Origin of the sequence: Alcanivorax sp. (genome assembly GCF_040118815.1) — a bacterium.
Lineage (GTDB): Bacteria > Pseudomonadota > Gammaproteobacteria > Pseudomonadales > Alcanivoracaceae > Alcanivorax.
Map to the genome: position 1 here is coordinate 445,883 of NZ_JBEDTC010000006.1, position 20,093 is coordinate 465,975.

Genomic DNA, 20,093 nt, shown 5'->3' on the forward strand with positions numbered 1-20,093 from the left:
GTTGGCGGTTTTTTTATGGGTCCAGGATCAAGACGCGTTAGGCGCCTTTTTGGCTGGTGCTTTCTTGGCCGCCGCTTTTTTAGCCGGAGCCTTTTTCACGGCTGCTTTCTTGGCGGTGGCTTTCTTCTTCGCCGGTGCCTTCTTGGCAGCCGCTTTTTTAGCGGGGGCTTTCTTGGCTGCGGCCTTTTTCTTGGCCGGGGCTTTTTTGCTCGCCGCTTTCTTCGGCGCTACCTTGCGCTGAATGTCCTTGGCGCGCTTTTCCAGGTCCTTTTCGTACTGCCCAATAACGCGAGCCAGGCTATGAGCCTGCTTGGCGGTGGCCTTGAGAACCTTGACCTCTGTTTCCAGAATGCGCTTGCGCGCTTCGGAATCATCCACCTGTTTGCGGGTGTCGTCTGCGGTTTTGCGGGCGCGGTCGAGCTGACGTTTTACGGTGCTGGTGGCCTTTTCCCGGTATTCGGCCTGGAGTTTTTCCAGCTTGGCGAAATATTCGCGCTGGCGCTTCAATTGCTGATTGAGGCTGTCACGCACTCTATCCAGTTGCTTTTCCAACTGTGCGATCTGCTTCTCACGTTCCTTGTCGAAGCGCTCAGCCAGCTTGCGAATCTGAGCCTGAAGTTCCTCGACGGTATCTTTCACCTTGCTAGCAGCCATGGATGACTCCCTTTCCCCTACGGATTAATTCGTTAATGGCCAACCGGCTCGGGATGAGCGATGGCCCAGATCAACGCACTTGCCGTTGCAACTTTATGCCACATATGAACCTTGAACAACCATTGATCAAGCGGGGCTCAATGCTCGACGCCAAATGCCGGAAGCGCATGAGCCTTCATGGCTCCTGCGTCTTACCATGCCGTTGCGGTTTAAGCAGCAGGGCAGGATACTGGCGTACATACTCATCGTCTGAGACAGGAATTATGCCAGTAACCTTCGATGGCAAGTTAGTCATCGCGATTAGCTCACGGGCCTTGTTCAATCTTTCCGACAGTCACCGGGTATATCTGGAAGAGGGGCTGGAAGCCTTTCAGGACTACCAGGTTCAGCATGAGGATGATTTGCTGGAACCCGGCGATGCCTTTCCTCTGGTTAAGAAGCTCCTGGCGATCAATGATCTGGAGCAGGGGGAAGGGCGGGTCGAAGTAATCCTGCTGTCGCGAAACAGCTCGGATACGGGGCTGCGGGTGTTCAACTCCATTGCCCACTATGGATTGCCCATTACCCGTGCCGCCTTTGCCAGCGGCGAAAGCCCGCACCGTTATGTGTCCGCTTTCGGAGCCCACCTTTTTTTGTCCACCGATCCTGGCGATGTGCAGCAGGTGCTGGAAGCGGGCTATGCGGCGGCGACGATTTTGTCCGGTGGTCAGTGTCAGCGCCCGGATGGCATTTTGCGGATTGCCTTTGATGGTGACGCGGTGCTGTTTTCTGATGAGTCAGAACAAATCTTTCAGAGCGATGGTCTTGAGGCTTTTACCGAGAACGAACGGCAGTCGGCCAGACAGCCGATGGATGGCGGACCCTTCAAGCCGTTCCTGGCGGCACTGCATCAGCTACAGAACAGTTTTCCGGTAGCGGATTGCCCAATTCGTACCGCTCTAGTGACGGCTCGCGGTGCGCCTGCCCATGAACGGGTAGTGCGTACCTTGCGCGATTGGGATATTCGCCTGGATGAAAGCCTGTTCCTGGGCGGGTTATCCAAAGGGGAGTTCTTGCGCGCCTTCGGGGCGGATGTGTTCTTCGATGATCAGCAGGGTCACTGTGAGTCTGCGGCGGAGCATGTGGCCGCGGGCCACGTGCCGCATGGCATTTCCAATAGAAAGAAAGACAAGTAAGAAAGCGGATTGCCGTAGAGGCTTCACTGGCTTGACGTTAGGGTGGCTTACTGTGTGAACACGATGTGTGCATCGCGAAAACTGTGGCAGAAGCTGGGTGGCTCAGCAGGCGCGGTTATCTATGCACTGAATGAATAATCGATTATATTCTTATAACCGATTACGGCTTCAATGCGGAGGCAGGAATGAAACTGCAACAACTACGCTACATCTGGGAAGTGGCCCGCCACGACCTGAATGTATCAGCCACCGCAGCGGCGCTTTACACCTCGCAGCCCGGCATCAGCAAACAGATCCGCATGCTCGAAGACGAGCTGGGGGTGGAGGTTTTCGCCCGTAGCGGCAAACATCTGACCCATATCACTCCTGCCGGGCAGGCTATCCTGCAAATTGCGGGTGAAATCCTGCAGCAAACCGAATCCATTCGGCGGGTATCCCAGGAGTTTCGGGATGAATCCCGTGGCGAACTCAGCATCGCTACCACGCACACCCAGGCGCGTTATGCGCTGCCCCCGGTTATCCATCAGTTCACCGGGCTTTTCCCGGATGTGTCGCTGCATATGCATCAGGGCACACCCATGCAGATTTCTGAAATGGCGGCCAACGGCAGCGTGGATTTTGCCATCGCCACAGAAGCCCTGGATCTGTTCTCCGATCTGATCATGATGCCCTGTTACCGCTGGAACCGGACGGCGGTAGTACCTGAAGGGCACCCGCTTGCCAGTGTGAACCCGCTGACTCTGGAGGCGTTGGCTGAATACCCCCTTGTTACCTATGTATTCGGCTTCACCGGGCGCAGCAAGCTGGATGATGCCTTCGTGGATAAAGGCCTGGACCCGAAAGTGGTATTTACCGCAGCAGATGCCGACGTGATCAAGACCTATGTTCGCTTGGGCATGGGGGTCGGGATTATCGCCCACATGGCGGTGGACTCGGTGGAAGACAAGGGCCTGGTGGCCCTGGATGCCAGCCATCTGTTCGAATCCAGCACCACCCGCATTGGCTTCCGCAAAGGCACCTTCTTGCGGGGCTTTATGTACGACTTTCTGGAGGCGTTCGCTCCCCATCTAAGCCGAGAGTTGGTAGAAGCTGCCATCAAGGCCCCTAACCGGGAGGAAAGAGAGGCCTTGTTTGAGGGCATAGAGCTACCCATCCGCTAACATTCGAGCTAACTCCCTTTTTGTGAAGCGATGCTTGCATCGCGAAGACGGAGGCACAGCGCTAACAAGCGCAGCCTCCCACAAAGCGCTTGCCCTTCTTCATAAGGTTTGCATACCCCCAAATTCTGGCCCCCCGTTGCAAAGCCTCCGGGGCGCGGCTACATTGTGCGCGCCTTATCAACCCAAAGGGGAAACACCGTGGAATTGTTGTGCCTGGACCTGGAAGGGGTGCTGATCCCTGAAATCTGGATCAACTTCGCTGAAAAAACCGGCATCGATGAGCTGCGTGCCACCACCCGGGATATTCCGGACTACGACGAACTCATGCGCATGCGCCTGAAAATCCTGGATGAGCATGGTTACGGCCTGCCTGACATTCAGGCTGTCATCGATACCCTGGACCCAATGGATGGTGCCAAGGAATTCGTTGAGTGGGCCCGTGAGAACTTCCAGCTGATCATTCTTTCGGACACTTTCTACGAGTTCGCCAAGCCGTTGATGAAGAAGCTGGGTTGGCCGACCCTGTTCTGTCATCGCCTGGATGTGGACGAGAATGGCCGCATTACCGATTACAAACTGCGCCAGAAAGACCCGAAACGGGCCTCGGTTATTGCGTTTCACAGCCTGAACTACCGGGTCATCTCCGCCGGTGATTCCTATAATGACACTACAATGTTGGGTGAAGCCGAGCAGGGCATTCTGTTCCATGCCCCGGATAATGTGATCGCCGAATTTCCGCAGTTCCCCGCAGTGCACAGCTACGATGACCTGAAGAAAGAGATCATCAAAGCCAGCGAGCGTGATATCCAGCTGTAAAGCACGCTGCACTCAACACGCTTCATGCAACAACGCGAAGCGAGCGTGGTAGACCTGAAAATGAAAAGCCGCGTCCAGAATCTGGGTGCGGCTTTTTCTTTGGGGAGGGGCTGTTTTGACGTGTTGCATGAGGCACAGCTTGGTGTGCAGATTACAGAAATCTTTCCTCCAACGCGCCCATCAGCTTGGCAACCTTGAAGCAGCTCTCTTCGTGCTCCGCCTCCGGCACCGAATCAAACACAATCCCGCCACCGCCATGGCAATAGAGTCTGTCGCCCTCGGTTTGTAGCGTGCGAATCAGGATATTACTGTCCAGGTTGCCCTGGTCATCCATCCAGAAGAAGCTGCCGCAATACGCCCCGCGGGGCGTCGGCTCCAGTTCGGTGATGATTTCCATGGCCCGCTTTTTAGGTGCTCCGGTAATCGATCCTCCGGGAAACGCGCTAAACAGGGCCTGAAGCGGTGTGATGTCCGCTTTTAGTGTGCCGGTGATGGTGCTCACCAAGTGCTGCACATTGCTGAATCTGCGCAATTCGAACAGCGGAGACGCTTGGATGCTGCCGGATTCACAGCTGATTCCCAGATCATTGCGGAGCAGGTCCACGATCATCAGGTTCTCAGCTTGATCTTTGGGGTTGGCCTGCAGCTCGGCCGCGAGCAGGTCGTCCTCGTCAGGCGTCTGCCCGCGGGGGCGCGAGCCTTTGATGGGTTCGGTCACCGCCCGCCGGCCCTGAATAGACAGAAGGCGCTCTGGCGAAACACCGAACACGCTGTCTCCATGACCGGTTTCAAAATAGCAGCTGTGCGGGGCAGGGTGGTCCTGTTGCAGTGCCAGCCAGGCGCCCAGGGTTGAGCCGCTGAAGTGGGCTGAAAAGCGTTGCGCCAAGTTTACCTGGTAACAATCACCGGCTTGTAGGTAGGCCTGAATACGGGCAAGGCTGCTGAGATACGCCTGCCGGTTTTGTTCAGGCTGGAAGGTCGAGGCTAGCGTGAAGTCGTCGCTATCAGAGGGGGTGGCACTGGGCTGTGTGGCAGGCGCTTCCTTATATAGGTATACCCAAGCGGTAAAAGGGGCGGTAGGTAGCCCCTGCAATGCCGAGCCTGCTTCATAGGGCAGCACGCCTGCCGCAAAGCGATATTCTCCTGCTAGTGCGTGCTCCACTCTGACTCGCAGACGCAGAAGCTCTGCCTGCGAGTGTGCTGTGAGCACTGCATCAGGCTCGCCAAGCCAGCGTAAGCTACCTTCAGATTGAAAAACGCAACGGTAAGTCATGGGCTGCCAGACTAAAATGAGGCGGTTAGTCTAACCTTGTAACGCAACGATGCCCATTCCTGTTACCGGGGGTAACAGTCGTAACAAAAGGGGTTGACCTTTTCATTCATTCCAACCTGTTGCGTCTGTTCTAAAATAGAATAAAGACTAATAATTACAATGACTTGGACTTTGCTTTAGAGCCGCCAACGTTTTGTAACGGGCATATTTGTTTTTGTAACTGTTGTGTTAACGTAACTGTGTGCTCTGCGAAGACTGGGGCGCACATAAGCATTACAAAAACGTTGTGCACACGAGGAGAACAATATGAATTTCAAGAAACTGGCTCTGGCTGCCGCTGTAGCCGTCGCGCCGATGAGCGCCCTGGCTCTCGAGCCGATGCAGGATGACGCGCTGTCTGCTGTAACGGGTCAGGACGGTATCACCATTGGCCTTACCACGCCTAGTCTGACTTTGGATGCGGTGGTTCATGACAATGACGGTCTTGCTGGCGGTGGTAATGGCATCACTGGCGGCGAAGCTGGTGCGATCGTTATTGATAATCTAGTCTTGAATACAGATGGCAATGAAATTACTGCGAAAATTGATGCGGACGGCAATGCTGGTGCACCGATTTTGAATGTTGCTGTAACTATTCCATCTGGCACCGTTATTTCCACCGGTGATCTCTATGTGGCTGGTAGCTTGGGCATGGGTGCCACTACTGGTACGGATACGCTTGCTACTTCAATCGAAAACCGCTCTTCTACAGCAATCCTAGATAGCATGGATATCACTTTGGGTCAGGTGAATATGAATATTCAGCTTGGTAACGAGGTTCAGACCATTGCTGGATTTACTGATACCCAGATGATTGCCATGGATACCACTATTACTGGTGGCATCACAATCTCCAACTTTTCTTTGAATGATGCTACTGCCACCACCGGCGGATCCCTCTCTGTTGGCTCCATTGTCATCGATGGGAATAACGGGGGCATGGATGTTGTTGCAGGTGTTAACTTGGACAGTACTGATGGTGTTGTGATCTCAGTAGGGCAGCTTGGTACAGCTACAGGCCTTTCTGTCCAAATGACAGATGTTGCGCTGGGTACCGGTACTTCCATCGGTGATGTTGAGATTTTGGGGCTGAACTTGAACGGCACCCAGATCGCTGTTCGTGGTCACTAGTTTCTTTAGCGTTAGTAAAAAACCCGGCTTCGGCCGGGTTTTTTATTGGCTGAAATGCCGAGCTGTATTGTCAGAATAGGTGGTTGCCAGTGTTGGGTGACGTGGTTAACATGTCAGCCACCATAAGAAACAAACAATAACAATAACGCTGGATTGCATAGATGCTGACTTCCATGCTGGGTGTGGCGCTTATTTACTTCGCCGCCAATGAGGCTGTAGTGATCAAGCCCCCGCAGAAGGGCGAAATCTACTATGAACACCCGACTCAACCGGTGTCCTTACGCGAGCGTGATCTCGTGGTGAAACCGGTATCCGAGTTCCGATACCACAATGTGACGCGCCAGGCATACGACTATTCCTGTGGCTCCGCGGCGTTGACTACCGTACTGAACCAATATCTGGGACGACAGTTCCAAGAGCGCCAGATCATGGAAGGCCTGCTTCGGTTTGGCGAAACCGACAAGATCGTGGAACGACGCGGTTTTTCCCTACTCGATATGAAACGGCTGGCCACTGCGCTGGGGCACCCTAGTGGTGGTTTCCGGGCGGAAATGTCTGACATTCAGTCTCTGGATCATCCCGCTATTGTGCCGATTGCCTACGGCGGTTTTAAGCATTTCGTCGTGCTCAAGAAGTACCAGGATGGCCATGTTTATGTGGCAGATCCGGCGCTGGGCAATATCAGTTTCAGTGAATCGAAATTCCAGGAGGTCTGGGACCAGAACGTACTGTTCATCGTGTTTCCGAACGGTTTTGAGCCCCAGGATGGTCTGGAACTCACCGATTATGATCTGCGCTTGCTTGATGAGCGGACCATTAATCGTTTGGCGTTTGATGTGTTCCCGGTGTTTACCGCACCGATTGAGAACTGGGCGGACAAGGCGAGCACGCTAACTCGGGTTCAGATTACTGAGGATGACGGGGATAAACGGGTCATCAATGTGCCGACACGAACCTACTTCCGCCAATAACAGCCTGCAGTGGCGAATAACAAACATAATAAAGGAAGGCTTGCATGAAAATGATGTCTGGGAAGGCGGCAGTAATGGCCGCACTCTTGCTGGCGCACCATGTTGCCTGGGCCGCCGAGGTTGACGAAGCCCGAGATGCCCTGCAGACCACGGATGAGGATGTCACTCAGGAAAAAAATCTTGAAGAGGTCTTTCAGGCGGCTGAGAAGCAATATTCACTGCTTCCCAGCGGCGAGATGTCGTTGAACTTTTCTTCCAGTTACAACTACTACCGTGATGACCGTATCGACATTGCCATTGACGAAAACACCGGCAATATCAGCCGTTTTCGTATTGAGCAGGATGCTCAGCATGCGTTTTCTTCATCGTTGTCACTGGATTACGGTATCTGGAATAACCTGACGTTTAATACCCGTCTGCCGGTGTCCTACAAGTATGACACGCAGAAAGATGTCTCCCAGGCCGCACTGGGGGATGTGTCTTTCAGCTTGCGTTACCAGCCTTTCCCGGTGAAGCCGGGGGCCATGAATACGACCTTGTACACCACGCTGAGCACGCCCACGGGGGACAGCCCTTATGACATCAACGTGAATGAAGAGGTGTCCAGTGGCTCCGGTTATTATTCTGTGGGGGCAGGTGTCAGTGCCAGTAAGGTGATTGATCCAGTCGTGCTGTTCGGTTCGCTGGGCTACACCTATGCGTTTGATGCGACTGAGTTGAACCAGGTTCGGGGTGGCCAGATTCTCAATGAAGTGCAGCCTGGGGACAGTATTAATTTCTCCATGGGGATGGCGTATTCGTTATCCTACGAGGTGTCGCTGAGCGCAAGCTATCAGCAGTCGTACAATTTCGAAACCAATTTTCTCTTCGAGGATTACACGGCGGCATCGGAGGACTCCACCTCCAGTGTCATCAATACTTCGCTGGGTCTTCGGACTTCCAGTAACCGCATCGTCAACCTGAGCTTCGGGTTTGGTTTGACGGAAGATTCCCCTGATGTGCTGCTCGGACTTTCTTTGCCGATTGATTTTTCAGGCCTGAAACCCGGGGCATAAGCCGTGATAAGCAGTTGGAAGGGGCTAGCCATGAATAACAAAAATAAAGGGTCCGGTGTGCGTATTCTCGTCATGTTGGCAGGGCTTGTGGCCGTTTCTGCCCATGCGCAGCTTGCTAACAACCTGGCCTTAGATGTGAAGGCCATGAGTATGGGGCACGCTGTCACTGCAGATCCCCCGGGTGTCATGTCTATTCACTTCAACCCGGCGGGGCTTGCCCGGCTTGATGGTCGGCGTATGGACTTGCAATTCGTTGGGGCCGATTTTTCACTGGAATCTGAATTTTCAGCACCGCCTGATTACAACGTCTTTGGTTTTTCTGATGATCCGGTAGTGTGTGATGACGTGCCGGATGATGGCGTGGACTACTGCCGTAATTTTAAAACCGCGACCAGTTCGGTGGAAGGGATTTCCCTCTATGTGCCGTTCATCAACGATACAGTGGACTTGCCACCGGGCCCGCTGATCGCAGGCCCCTTGCCGGCATTTTCCATTCGCCCTGCGGGCTCCAAGTTTACCTTCGGTACGGCCACGTATTTGCCCATGGCGGCGGGTTTTTACCGCGATGAAGATGACGTCGGTAACTACATGGGCGAGCGAATGGCGCTTGAGCGTATTACCTACCTGTCTCCGTCGGTGGCCTACCAGGTGAATGATGAGCTATCCATCGGCGCGTCCATCGGCATGAGTTATCAGGCCATTGCCCTGGAGCAGGATTTCCGTGCGCCCAATGAGTTGCTGGGTTTTGCCCGTGTGATTGATGAAAGTATTTGTGCGCCTTTCGCGGGTGAATCCAATATTGCGCTCGACTTGATCCTGTTCGGGATTTGTAACCCGGATGAAGGGCTTGGACCTTTCAAGAACCTGGCATCGCTGGAAGTCTCCATGGATCAGCGATTCAGCCCATCCTATAACCTGGGTGTGTTGTGGGAACCCAATGACCGATTTGCCTGGGGGGCGGTGTGGCGTTCTGAAGCGAAGACGCACATGAAAGGGGATTATAAAATTTCCTATTCCAATGCGACCCAGGAGACCGTTAACGGTATCGGTAGCTCGGCCACCGGTGCATTGGCGTTGGCCGTATTGGGTATCCCTTCACAGATCGGCAGTGAAGAAGTCGGGGCGGTGAGTATGGACCTGACCATGCCAGCGACTTTCCAGACCGGCATTAAAATTAAGCCCACCGAGCGCCTGCAGTTTAATGTGGATGCGGTATGGGCGGATTACAAAGAGTGGGATGCGTTTAATATCGTCTTCGACCGTAGCTCCGCGGTACTGAGCCTGGCGCGTCTGTTCTCGCCGGGCTCCACGTCGACGCAATTAAGTTATCCATTGAATTTCCAGTCCACCTGGAACCTTGCCTTTGGTGCCGCCTATGACCTGACCGGCCGTATTCAGCTCCGCGCAGGCTATGAGCCCCGCGCATCGGCGATTCCCGAAGAGCGTCGTAGCCCCATGGTACCCATCAATGAGTCGCGCTATTACAGCCTGGGGATGGGCTACAAATGGGACAAGGACACCGATATCGATCTGGGTGTCGGCATGCTGCACAGCAAGGATGAGATTCCTGCAGACACCAGTTGCGCGGCTAACTGTACCGGCATCGATAATGTGGTCTACAACCCCTACGCCGGGCTGGATATCAAAACCGAAGCCAGGATCATGATGGTCGGCCTGGCATTCAGAACCAAATTTTGATGCGACTGTTGATCTTGCTGCTCGTGGCGCTGATTGCTGGCTGCCAGAGTCAGGGGCAAAACATCAGCCAGAGTCAGCCTCAGCGTGCTGCTGGTGGGGGCGGGCTATATGTCTACACGGATGCGCAGGGAAACCTGGTAACCCTCGAACGTCCGTCCGACTCGGGTAACACCACAGCGTCAATCGAAACGGCAGAGCCTGCCGGTTCTGTCACCAGTCAGAAAAAGCCGGCAGGGGGTTCTGCTACCCTGGAGTCTGTGGAAGACTACCGCCCCAGCGGCGAGGTGGACGAGGAGCTGGAGGCCCGTGAGAACGACCGTTTTATCAGTTATGTGGATGAAACCGGGCAACTCGTGAGCCGCCCCCTGGACATGGGGGCTGAACGTGAGGCGGCCAGTTCGGCACCGGCGCCCTATGAGACTCTGGATTCAGGCGCTTATCTGGAAACTTATCGGGCGCTGCGGGCTGATTGTTGCCAGCACCTGCTGGAAGAATCGCATAGCCTGGAATCCGGTAAAGAAGCGTTAATTGCCTTTGGGGCAGATACCCCCGTCATGGTGGGTGAATCCGCTTACCGGGCCAGAATTTATTCATTCCCTGACGAGGTTAACCGCGTCTCGTTGATGGCGTTTATACGCAAGCAGAGTTATCTCGCCGTTGAGTTGCTCTGGCTGGATAAAGCTGGCCTGCCCGTCATGCTCGTAGACCAGCCGTTCAGCCGTAAGTACCCGGAAACCTGGTACCGATATGGCTATTTGCAGGGAACCGTTGAAAGGGAACCGGATCAACACTATCTGGTTATTTTTCTGCCTTATTTTGAAAGCCGCCCAGGCACCGATGGTTTGAAACAGGTGACGGAAGGCGAGCTGGTTCTGACCGCCCCGTAAGAGAGCGTTAATGAACCCCACGCGAATGCACAGGAAACCAATATGCGATTTCTTTTTATTCTGACCACGCTCTTACTGGCGCTAGCCGGGTGTAATGGTGGTGAAGATTTTTCTGATGCGATCGTGCCTGGATGCCCCGCTGGGGCAGGGTGTGATCCCTCCTCGCGTGGCGATGTGCTGGTTGAGCTTGCCGGCCCCCATGTCAGCAATCTGGGCTACACCTGCACCGGCACCAACGTGGTGTTCTTCACCTCGGATACGGACCAGCAATCGGTCGATTCCGATGGTAACGTGGTCACCGTGCCGGCGTTCAATGCACTGTGTCCGGACGGTGCTCAGGGTGTTGAGTTCCTGATCGGTAACGCTCTTTTTGAAGGGAATTACTTGTCCCTGGGTAGCATTGAATTTCCCAGCCAAGAGGCCTATACCCGTTATGCCGTCACTGTGGCTGATCTGAAAAATTCCCCGTTCCGTGAAGCGGCCTCTGACGCTCAGAGCCGTAACGTGGCCGCGTTTATTCAGGGCCTGGATGTGGACCCGGCAACATCGGATTTCGTGAAAATCCCAGATGCCGTTCATGAGGTGTATGACAATGACCCTGAGACCTATGAACAGCCGATTGATACTGCGGTGTATGCCGATTTCCGCAGTGACTGGGACCCCTTCTTTGTTGCGGTTAATGCGCAATTGGCCTCGGGTTCGCTGGCCGGGATGGACCCGGACCCTAATGTGCCGTTGGCTAAAGTGCAGTTGGCTAATGGTTACACGTTTTCGGGGAACTACAGCTTTCGCTCCTGTATTTTTATTACCTGCCAGGATGACAATTCATCCTCTGCCGCAAGTAAGGATATTGTGAGAATCAATCTGCCTGGCCGTCTTATCGATGATACCCCGCTGGGACAGCCACCCTTGATTCTTCCCAACGGCAAGGTAATGGGGCTGGGTTTCGCAGAAAGAGGGGAGGGCCAAGGCGAGTTCTCTCGAGAGCTGGTGGCCTTTACTGCGTCTACGGCCGTTAACGAAAAGTTGCAGTTCGAAAATGGCTCAGTGATATCTATCGAGCTCGATGGAGATACCGACTTGGCCGTTCAGGGGCGTTTTCTCAACAAGATTGTTTACAATAATTTCCTGCCAGAAAACGGGGTAGGGAAGACGGATCTCGAACTCAATTACCCGAGCCTGTCGTCCTCTTTGGCCAGTAATGACGAAGGAGCGCTGACCGGGACGTTGGTTGGCGATGCGGTTGATCTGCCGTTGTCCGGTGAGCTGGAGGCGGCCCCCCAGGCTGAGCCGAATCAGACCGTTATCGATGATCTGGCACTGGCGGGGCCGTTTACGGTTCGCCTGATGCGTGCCTGCCTGTCCCAGGATGATGCGGCAGACTGCACTTCGATTCCTAATTTAGATATCGAAACGGCAGATGATGGCAGCGGCAACTACTTCCCGGAAATTAACAATAAAAGCGTGACCGATGAGCAGCCTCGGGCGGATTACTATGGCAGTGCTGTTTTCTGTCTTGATGTTATCGCGGATATCAGCAGCCCGGATTACGGTGTGATCATGGCTGGCCCGGCGGATGGCTCTTGCCCCACTAGTGCTGCCAATAGCTGGGCGGTGGGCTTTGTCACCCGTACCTTGGCGGATTCGAACTCCGCCAATATTTCATTGTTGTTGGCCCCGGACGCTAGTCAGCCGGATGTTGCTGCTAACTTCGGCGTCACGATTAACGGCCGGGTTGATATTGATGATGCGTGCGTGCCGTTGTACCGCACCGGTGATGTCAACTTTGATGCAGGCCTGCGCGCGCTTTGGGTGGATGGCTATTACCCCTACATTCAGCAGAAAGAGTGGGTCGACGCGTTGCCGGCGCCTGCTGATCCTGATGATACCAATAACGTGAACGATCTCACTGAGGACCAGCAGGAGATGCTGGTGGCTCTCTCCCAGGGGGCAGTGCAGTTTTTTGCCGGGGCGCCAGTGCCGGGGAATACCTGTGACCCTGCCAATCAGCCATGAGCCTGTTTTGTAGGAGCTTGCTTCTAAGCGAACACACCCGGCGAAACGAAAAGGTGTTCGCATGCAGGCACGCTCCTACAGGCCATCGATTCACATTTGATGCCGCTTAATTGTCAACAATTGCCCTTGAAGTCCCTATCATGAGGGCGTAAAGTCCAGCTCGGTCGTTGAAATTGTCAACAATCGGGCTGTTTTATGTCTGTTACTGCACCAGAATCTGCACGAACCCTGGCTGACCGGGTTTTTTCCCGTCTGCAGGACGATATCGTGCGTGGCGAGATTCCGCCCGGTTCCAAAGTCAGCGAAACCGAGCTGGCTGGTCGATACGGCGTCAGCCGTGGACCCCTCCGTGAGGCTATCCGTCGCCTCGAATCCCGCAAGTTGCTGGAACGCGTCGTCCATGTGGGCACCCGTGTCGCCTCACTGAGCTTCGACGATCTCATCGAAATCTACCATGTGCGTGAAGCGCTGGAAGGTATGGCGGCGCGATTGGCGGCCGAGCAAATGTCAGCAGAGGAGGTCAAAGGCCTTTATGACGTGCTGGCCCAGCATGAGCAGCAGCAGGATTTGCAGCAGGACACCGCCTATTTTCAGCGCGAGGGTGACCTGGATTTTCACTACCGCATTATCCAAGGCAGCCATAACGGCACCCTCAGCCAGATGTTGATTGGCGAGCTCTATCATTTGGTGCGCATGTACCGTTACCAGTTCAGCTCGGTGGCCAATCGCCCGCAAAAAGCCCTTAACGAACATCGCCATATTGTGGAGGCCATCGAGGCCCGCGATGGCGAAATGGCGGAGCTGTTGATGCGCCGTCACATCAGCAGTGCTCGCAAGAATATCGAAACCCAATATGCCGCTCACAAGGCGGAAAACCTCAAATCGGACAATTAGGAGAACGCCATGTCAGCAAACCTGACCGCCGGCGGCCGCTTCCGTAAAGCGCTCGCGGAAGAAAAGCCCCTGCAAATCATGGGAACCATCAACGCCTATGCGGCAATGATGGCGGAACAGGTTGGTTACCGCGCCATCTATCTGTCCGGTGGCGGTGTGGCCAATGCCAGCTATGGCATGCCGGACCTGGGCATGACCAGCATGAACGACGTGCTGGAAGATGTGCGTCGTATCTCCAGTGCCGTGGAAACGCCGCTGCTGGTAGACATCGATACCGGCTGGGGTGGGGCGTTCAATATTTCCCGCACTGTGAAGGAAATGATCAAGGCAGGCGCTGGCGCGGTGCACTTGGAAGATCAGGTGGCCCAGAAGCGTTGCGGTCATCGTCCGAACAAGGAAATTGTCACCCAGGAAGAAATGGTCGACCGCGTAAAAGCGGCGGTGGACGGCAAGACCGATGATGATTTCTTCATTATCGCCCGTACCGATGCCTTCCAGAAAGACGGCCTGGACGCTGCGGTGGAGCGCGCTCGCGCCTGCATCGACGCCGGTGCCGACGGCATTTTCGCGGAAGCTGTGCACACACTGGAAGATTACAAAGCCTTCAAGAAAGGCCTGGGTGATGCACCGTTGTTGGCTAACATCACTGAGTTTGGTGCCACGCCGCTGTTCAGCCGCGAAGAGCTGGCTGATGCCGGAGCGGATATGGTGTTATACCCATTGAGTGCCTTCCGCGCCATGAACAACGCCGCGCTGCAAGTGTATAAAAGTATTCGTGAGCAAGGCCATCAGAAAGACGTGGTGGACATCATGCAGACACGTATGGAGCTGTACGATTTCCTGAACTACCACGATTACGAGCAGAAACTGGATGCACTCTTCGCCAAGGGCAAGGGCTGATACCAATTTTGTAGGAGTTCCTCTTGAGGTGCGAACCCGGTTTTGAGCCTCTTCATGCCGGTTCGAGTCTCGAGGGGCGCCCTTCAGTACAGAATCCGCTTTGGCGGAAATAAGATTCACAAGGAGACAAATCATGGCAGAAGCAAAAAAACTCGGCGGCGCAGGCCTGCGTGGCCAGGTCGCTGGTAAAACCGCACTTTCCACTGTAGGTGTTTCTGGCTCAGGCCTGACTTACCGTGGTTACGACGTTAAAGATCTGGCGGAAAACTGCGAATTTGAAGAAGTCGCACACCTGATCCTCAAGGGCGCGCTGCCGACCCAGGCGGAACTGGATGCTTACAAGAGCAAACTCCAAGGTCTGCGTAGTCTGCCGACAGAACTGAAAACCGTTCTGGAACAGATTCCGGCTGATGCTCACCCCATGGACGTAATCCGCACGGGTTGTTCCATGCTGGGTAACCTGGAGCAGGAAGACACCAGCGTGATGGGGGCTTTCCCGACTCAGGAAGCCTGCGTAGATCGTATGTTGGCGTGCTTCCCGTCCATCATCTGTTACTGGTACCGCTTCAGTCACGATGGCGTACGTATCGACGAGAATACCGGCGATGCTTCCATCGGCGCACATTTCTTGCACATGCTGCGTGGCGAAAAGCCCAACGAGCTGCATGAGCGCGTGATGAACGTGTCCCTGATCCTGTATGCAGAGCATGAGTTCAACGCGTCCACCTTCACCGCCCGTGTTTGTGCGTCCACGTTGTCCGATATTCATAGCTGCATCACCGGTGCCATCGGCACCCTGCGTGGTCCGCTCCATGGCGGCGCCAACGAAGCGGCCATGGCTTTGATTGAGAAGTTCACCAGTGCGGACCAAGCCGAAACAGAAATGCTGGGCATGCTGGAACGTAAAGAAAAGATCATGGGCTTTGGCCACGCGATCTACACCGAGTCCGATCCGCGTAACGCCATCATTAAACAGTGGGCGGAAAAGCTGGGTCAGGATGTGGGCGATAGCGTGCTGTACCCAGTGTCTGTGCGTTGTGAAGAAGTGATGTGGCGCGAGAAGAAATTGTTCTGTAACGCGGATTTCTTCCACGCGTCTGCCTACTTCTTCATGGGCATTCCGACCAAGCTGTTCACGCCGATTTTTGTGATGAGCCGCCTGACCGGTTGGGCTGGCCACGTGATGGAGCAGCGCGCCGATAACCGCATTATTCGCCCAAGCGCGGATTACACCGGTGAAGAGCTTCGCCCGGTAACGCCGATCGCTGAGCGAGGTTGATAGCGCCTGACGCCTGACGCTCAATGCCTGACGCTAACCCCGTCGGGCATTGTGCGTCTGGCATCCAGCGTCGATTTATTTATTCCTCTGCTCACATTCAAGCACCCAGACAAGAGATCCCCAGGCTATGAACACCGAATACCGCAAATCCCTTCCCGGCACCGAGCTGGACTATTTCGACACCCGTGCGGCGGTCGATGCGATCCAGCCTGGGGCTTATGCAAAACTTCCATACACGTCCCGCATTCTGGCGGAGCAGTTAGTGCGCCGTTGTGCGCCACAGGATCTGACTGATGCGCTTAAGCAGCTGATCGAACGCAAAAGCGACCTGGATTTTCCCTGGTATCCCGCCCGTGTCGTCTGCCATGACATTCTTGGCCAGACCGCACTGGTAGACTTGGCTGGCCTGCGTGATGCCATCGCTGAGAAGGGCGGTGATCCCTCCCAGGTAAACCCGGTAGTGCCAACGCAGCTGATCGTGGATCATTCCCTCGCTGTGGAACACCCCGGTTTTGAAGAGGGCGCGTTCGAGAAAAACCGTGCGGTGGAAGATCGCCGTAACGAGGACCGTTTCCATTTCATCGACTGGACCAAGACCGCGTTTGATAACGTGGACGTGATCCCGCCGGGCAACGGCATCATGCACCAGATCAATCTGGAGAAGATGTCTCCGGTGGTGCAGGTACGTGACGGCATTGCCTTCCCGGATACCTGCGTGGGCACCGACAGCCACACCCCCATGGTCGACGCACTGGGCGTGATTTCCGTGGGCGTGGGCGGCCTTGAAGCCGAGAACGTGATGCTGGGCAACCCCTCCATGATGCGCCTGCCAGACATCGTCGGCGTAAAAATGACCGGTAAATTGAACCCGGGCATCACCGGTACCGACTTGGTACTGGCGTTGACCGAATTCCTGCGTAAAGAGCGGGTAGTCGGCGCGTATCTGGAATTCTTCGGTGAAGGGGCAGACAGCCTGTCTGTCGGTGATCGCGCCACCATTGCCAACATGACCCCGGAGTACGGCGCCACCGCTGGCATGTTCTTTATCGATGATCAGACCATTGAGTACCTGCGCCTCACTGGCCGTGAAGATGAGCAAGTGGCACTGGTAGAAAAGTTCGCCAAGGAAACCGGGCTGTGGGCCGATAGCCTCAAAGAGGTGGAATACGAGCGTGTACTGACGTTCGATCTGTCTTCCGTAGCGCGTAACTTGGCAGGTCCATCGAATCCCCATTCACTCTTGCCGGTGTCCGAACTGGGCAGCCGTGGCATTGCCAAAGAGTGGGAACAGGAAGAAGGCCTGATGCCGGACGGGGCTGTGATCATCGCCGCCATCACCAGCTGTACCAATACGTCCAACCCACGCAATATCATTGGCGCTGGCTTGCTGGCCCGTAACGCCAACAAGCTTGGCCTGGTGCGTAAGCCTTGGGTGAAAAGCTCTCTGGCGCCGGGTTCCAAAACCGTAAAAATGTACCTGGAAGAATCCGGTTTGTTGCCAGAGCTGCAACAGCAGGGCTTCGATGTGGTGGCCTTTGCCTGCACCACCTGTAATGGCATGTCCGGTGCGCTGGATCCTGAAATCCAGAAAGAAGTTATCGAGCGTGACCTGTATTCCACCGCGGTGCTATCCGGCAACCGTAACTTCGATGGCCGTATTCATCCGTATGCCAAGCAGGCGTTCCTCGCTTCGCCGCCGCTGGTAGTGGCTTACGCCATTGCAGGTACCATTCGTTTCGATATCGAGAAGGATGTGCTGGGCCATGATCAGGACGGCAACCCGATTATGCTCAAAGATATCTGGCCGTCCGATGAAGAGATCGACGCCATCGTGAAATCCGCAGTGAAGCCGGAACAGTTCCGCAAGACCTACATCCCAATGTTCGAGAAGAAGGGCGATGGCGTACGTGCCGCGAGCCCGCTGTACGACTGGCGTCCGCAGTCTACCTACATTCGTCGCCCGCCTTACTGGGAAGGCACCATGGCTGAAGCCCGTGCGCTGAAAGGCATGCGTCCGCTGGCAGTACTGCCAGATAACATCACCACAGATCACCTGTCACCGTCCAACGCGATCCTGCTGGACAGTGCTGCCGGTGCCTACCTGGACAAGATGGGTCTGCCGGAGGCGGACTTTAATTCCTACGCCACCCACCGGGGCGATCACCTGACCGCCCAGCGCGCGACACTGGCTAACCCGAAACTGTTCAATGAAATGGTTAAGGACGAAGCCGGTAATGTGATTCAAGGTTCCTTGGCGCGTATTGAGCCGGAAGGCGAAGTGAAGCGCATGTGGGAAGCCATTGAAACCTACATGGAACGCAAACAGCCGTTGATCATCATCGCCGGTGCGGATTACGGTCAGGGCTCGTCCCGTGACTGGGCAGCCAAAGGCGTGGCGTTGGCCGGTGTAGAAAGTATCGTGGCGGAAGGGTTCGAGCGGATTCACCGCACCAACTTGCTCGGCATGGGCGTTATGCCTCTGCAGTTCGAAGAGGGCACGACGCGCAACACCCTGAACATCGATGGCACTGAAACCTTCGACGTGGAAGGTGAACCGGCACCGGGTGCCACGCTAACGCTGATCATGCATCGCGCCAACGGTGACGTAGAGCGCATCCCTGTCATTTGCCGCCTGGATACCGCAGAAGAAGTATCGGTGTATTCCGCCGGCGGCATCTTGCAGAAATTCGCTAACGAATTTATGGCAGAAGCAGGCTAAACCTGAGGCCCCTGTGGGAGTTCGCCTGCAAACGATATGGGTTAGATTCATTGTATTTAACCTGCAGGCAGGCTCCCGCATTAAGGCTGCTTTAGCCGCTTAACCTCTTGGCGGAAACCGAACAATGTAACCCCGTCGGGGTTTTTAAGGAGCAAACTCATGCCCTGCGCACCACAAATCAAAATACCTGCCACCTATATGCGTGGCGGCACCAGTAAAGGTGTTTTCTTCAGCCTTAACGACTTGCCCGAAACCGCCCAAGTGCCGGGTGAAGCCCGTGACAAGATCTTGCTGCGCGTGATCGGTAGCCCCGATCCTTACGGCAAGCACACCGACGGCATGGGGGGCGCCACGTCCAGCACCAGTAAATCGGTGATCCTCGCTAAAAGCGAAAAAGCCGACCACGATGTGGATTACCTGTTCGGCCAGGTGTCCATCGACAAACCGTTTGTGGACTGGAGCGGCAACTGTGGCAATTTGACCGCAGCGGTCGGTTCGTTTGCCATCAGCAATGGCTTGGTCGCCAAAGATCGTATCCCCGAAAACGGTATTGCCGTGGTGCGCATCTGGCAGGTAAACATTCAGAAAACCATCGTCGCTCATGTGCCGATCACGAACGGAGACGTTCAGGAAACCGGTGACTTCGAACTGGATGGTGTGACGTTCCCCGCCGCCGAAGTCAAAGTGGACTTTATGGACCCGGCAGACGGGGAGGGCGCCATGTTCCCCACCGACAATGTGGTCGATGAGCTGGACGTGCCAGGTGTGGGCTCCTTCCCGGCAACCATGATCAATGCCGGCATCCCCACCGTTTTCGTCAACGCAGAAGACATCGGTTACACAGGCGCCGAGCTTCAGGGTGATATCAACGAAGACAAGAAAGCTCTGGCCATGTTCGAAACCATTCGCGCCTACGGTGCCGTGCGCATGGGGTTGATTGACAACATTGAAGAAGCCGAAGCCCGTCAACACACCCCGAAGGTAGCGTTTGTCGCGAAGCCAAAAAGCTATGCGGCATCCAGCGGTAAGCAAATCAACGCGGCTGACATCGATGTGCTGGTGCGTGCGTTGTCCATGGGTAAGCTGCACCACGCCATGATGGGCACCGCAGCGGTGGCCATTGCCACGGCGGCAGCGGTTCCCGGTACGCTGGTAAACCTGGCTGCCGGTGGCGGTGAGCGCAATGCGGTCACCTTTGGTCATCCATCTGGTACTTTGCAAGTCGGCGCTGAAGCCGCGGAGCTCAACGGCCAATGGAGCGCCACCAAAGCCAGCATGAGCCGCAGCGCCCGGGTCCTGATGGAAGGTAATGTCCGGATTCCGGGCGACAGCTTCTGATGCAGGCGAGCCTCATCACAGCTAACGCCATTTCATGTAGATAAGATTAGCCTGAAGGCGTAATCCGACAACGCCACTGTCGGGTTAC

16 protein-coding genes are annotated in these 20,093 nt (G+C 55.3%); 14 read left to right on the plus strand and 2 right to left on the minus strand.

Translation table 11 applies throughout. The features are described 5' to 3' along the window. Positions 1–27 precede the first annotated feature (27 nt). Positions 28–654 carry a hypothetical protein gene (locus ABNH18_RS06110; protein ID WP_349381957.1) on the minus strand — a complete coding sequence of 209 codons (627 nt, stop codon included), beginning with the start codon at positions 652–654 and terminating at the stop codon, positions 28–30. A 263-nt stretch (positions 655–917) separates the two neighbouring features. Here ABNH18_RS06110 and ABNH18_RS06115 point away from each other — a divergent pair, with 263 nt between their 5' ends. The 3 genes from ABNH18_RS06115 (at position 918) to thrH (ending at position 3,805) form a co-directional block, all read left to right on the plus strand. Further along, positions 918–1,829: a 5'-nucleotidase gene (locus ABNH18_RS06115; protein ID WP_349381958.1), complete on the plus strand. Its 912-nt coding sequence runs from the start codon at positions 918–920 to the stop codon at positions 1,827–1,829. Positions 1,830–2,014: 185 nt separating this feature from the next. Next, on the plus strand, positions 2,015–2,989 hold the full coding sequence (cysB, locus tag ABNH18_RS06120; RefSeq protein ID WP_349381959.1) for an HTH-type transcriptional regulator CysB: 975 nt from the start codon (positions 2,015–2,017) through the stop codon (positions 2,987–2,989). A 198-nt stretch (positions 2,990–3,187) separates the two neighbouring features. Further along, entirely contained in the window at positions 3,188–3,805 is a 618-nt protein-coding gene (gene thrH, locus ABNH18_RS06125) for a bifunctional phosphoserine phosphatase/homoserine phosphotransferase ThrH (protein ID WP_349381960.1), read from the plus strand. Between the two features lie 151 nt (positions 3,806–3,956). On the opposite strand, the gene ABNH18_RS06130 is transcribed toward thrH, so the two are convergent. After that, entirely contained in the window at positions 3,957–4,967 is a 1,011-nt protein-coding gene (locus ABNH18_RS06130) for an anthranilate synthase component I family protein (protein ID WP_349381961.1), read from the minus strand. 417 nt (positions 4,968–5,384) lie between these two features. Between ABNH18_RS06130 and ABNH18_RS06135 the strand changes: the two genes are divergently transcribed. The 11 genes from ABNH18_RS06135 to prpF all read left to right on the plus strand — a co-directional run bounded on the left by ABNH18_RS06135 (position 5,385) and on the right by prpF (position 20,005). After that, positions 5,385–6,248 (plus strand): DUF6160 family protein, encoded by an 864-nt coding sequence (locus ABNH18_RS06135; protein WP_349381962.1) that lies wholly within the window; start codon positions 5,385–5,387, stop codon positions 6,246–6,248. Between the two features lie 161 nt (positions 6,249–6,409). Further along, complete coding sequence (locus ABNH18_RS06140) at positions 6,410–7,219, plus strand: C39 family peptidase (protein ID WP_349381963.1); 810 nt, start codon at positions 6,410–6,412, stop codon at positions 7,217–7,219. A 44-nt stretch (positions 7,220–7,263) separates the two neighbouring features. Continuing rightward, a complete protein-coding gene (locus ABNH18_RS06145; RefSeq protein ID WP_349381964.1) occupies positions 7,264–8,274 on the plus strand; it encodes a transporter in 1,011 nt (336 codons plus the stop codon). A 30-nt stretch (positions 8,275–8,304) separates the two neighbouring features. Next, positions 8,305–9,972, plus strand: coding sequence for an OmpP1/FadL family transporter (locus tag ABNH18_RS06150; protein WP_349381965.1), 1,668 nt, complete (start codon positions 8,305–8,307; stop codon positions 9,970–9,972). Continuing rightward, the gene (locus ABNH18_RS06155) at positions 9,972–10,859 is read left to right on the plus strand and encodes a hypothetical protein (RefSeq protein WP_349381966.1); all 888 of its coding nucleotides are present in this window, start codon (positions 9,972–9,974) and stop codon (positions 10,857–10,859) included. Before ABNH18_RS06150 ends, ABNH18_RS06155 begins: the two co-directional genes overlap by 1 nt. A gap of 42 nt (positions 10,860–10,901) precedes the next feature. Then, positions 10,902–12,875 (plus strand): hypothetical protein, encoded by a 1,974-nt coding sequence (locus ABNH18_RS06160; protein ID WP_349381967.1) that lies wholly within the window; start codon positions 10,902–10,904, stop codon positions 12,873–12,875. 195 nt (positions 12,876–13,070) lie between these two features. Continuing rightward, on the plus strand, positions 13,071–13,769 hold the full coding sequence (locus ABNH18_RS06165; protein WP_349381968.1) for a GntR family transcriptional regulator: 699 nt from the start codon (positions 13,071–13,073) through the stop codon (positions 13,767–13,769). 9 nt (positions 13,770–13,778) lie between these two features. Further along, positions 13,779–14,669 carry a methylisocitrate lyase gene (gene prpB, locus ABNH18_RS06170; protein ID WP_349381969.1) on the plus strand — a complete coding sequence of 297 codons (891 nt, stop codon included), beginning with the start codon at positions 13,779–13,781 and terminating at the stop codon, positions 14,667–14,669. A 133-nt stretch (positions 14,670–14,802) separates the two neighbouring features. Then, positions 14,803–15,948: a bifunctional 2-methylcitrate synthase/citrate synthase gene (gene prpC, locus ABNH18_RS06175; RefSeq protein ID WP_349381970.1), complete on the plus strand. Its 1,146-nt coding sequence runs from the start codon at positions 14,803–14,805 to the stop codon at positions 15,946–15,948. Positions 15,949–16,075: 127 nt separating this feature from the next. Next, positions 16,076–18,667 carry a Fe/S-dependent 2-methylisocitrate dehydratase AcnD gene (acnD, locus tag ABNH18_RS06180; RefSeq protein ID WP_349381971.1) on the plus strand — a complete coding sequence of 864 codons (2,592 nt, stop codon included), beginning with the start codon at positions 16,076–16,078 and terminating at the stop codon, positions 18,665–18,667. 159 nt (positions 18,668–18,826) lie between these two features. After that, entirely contained in the window at positions 18,827–20,005 is a 1,179-nt protein-coding gene (gene prpF, locus ABNH18_RS06185; protein WP_349381972.1) for a 2-methylaconitate cis-trans isomerase PrpF, read from the plus strand. Positions 20,006–20,093 lie beyond the last annotated feature (88 nt).

What these genes read in the sequence shown, in the direction of transcription:
- ABNH18_RS06135 (WP_349381962.1), top strand. Translation starts at nt 5,385, where the DNA reads ATGAATTTCAAGAAACTGGCTCTGGCTGCCGCTGTAGCCGTCGCGCCG.
- acnD (WP_349381971.1), top strand. Translation starts at nt 16,076, where the DNA reads ATGAACACCGAATACCGCAAATCCCTTCCCGGCACCGAGCTGGACTAT.
- ABNH18_RS06140 (WP_349381963.1), top strand. Translation starts at nt 6,410, where the DNA reads ATGCTGACTTCCATGCTGGGTGTGGCGCTTATTTACTTCGCCGCCAAT.
- prpF (WP_349381972.1), top strand. Translation starts at nt 18,827, where the DNA reads ATGCCCTGCGCACCACAAATCAAAATACCTGCCACCTATATGCGTGGC.
- ABNH18_RS06115 (WP_349381958.1), top strand. Translation starts at nt 918, where the DNA reads ATGCCAGTAACCTTCGATGGCAAGTTAGTCATCGCGATTAGCTCACGG.
- ABNH18_RS06155 (WP_349381966.1), top strand. Translation starts at nt 9,972, where the DNA reads ATGCGACTGTTGATCTTGCTGCTCGTGGCGCTGATTGCTGGCTGCCAG.
- ABNH18_RS06165 (WP_349381968.1), top strand. Translation starts at nt 13,071, where the DNA reads ATGTCTGTTACTGCACCAGAATCTGCACGAACCCTGGCTGACCGGGTT.
- cysB (WP_349381959.1), top strand. Translation starts at nt 2,015, where the DNA reads ATGAAACTGCAACAACTACGCTACATCTGGGAAGTGGCCCGCCACGAC.
- ABNH18_RS06145 (WP_349381964.1), top strand. Translation starts at nt 7,264, where the DNA reads ATGAAAATGATGTCTGGGAAGGCGGCAGTAATGGCCGCACTCTTGCTG.
- prpB (WP_349381969.1), top strand. Translation starts at nt 13,779, where the DNA reads ATGTCAGCAAACCTGACCGCCGGCGGCCGCTTCCGTAAAGCGCTCGCG.
- prpC (WP_349381970.1), top strand. Translation starts at nt 14,803, where the DNA reads ATGGCAGAAGCAAAAAAACTCGGCGGCGCAGGCCTGCGTGGCCAGGTC.
- ABNH18_RS06150 (WP_349381965.1), top strand. Translation starts at nt 8,305, where the DNA reads ATGAATAACAAAAATAAAGGGTCCGGTGTGCGTATTCTCGTCATGTTG.
- ABNH18_RS06110 (WP_349381957.1), bottom strand. Translation starts at nt 654, where the DNA reads ATGGCTGCTAGCAAGGTGAAAGATACCGTCGAGGAACTTCAGGCTCAG.
- ABNH18_RS06160 (WP_349381967.1), top strand. Translation starts at nt 10,902, where the DNA reads ATGCGATTTCTTTTTATTCTGACCACGCTCTTACTGGCGCTAGCCGGG.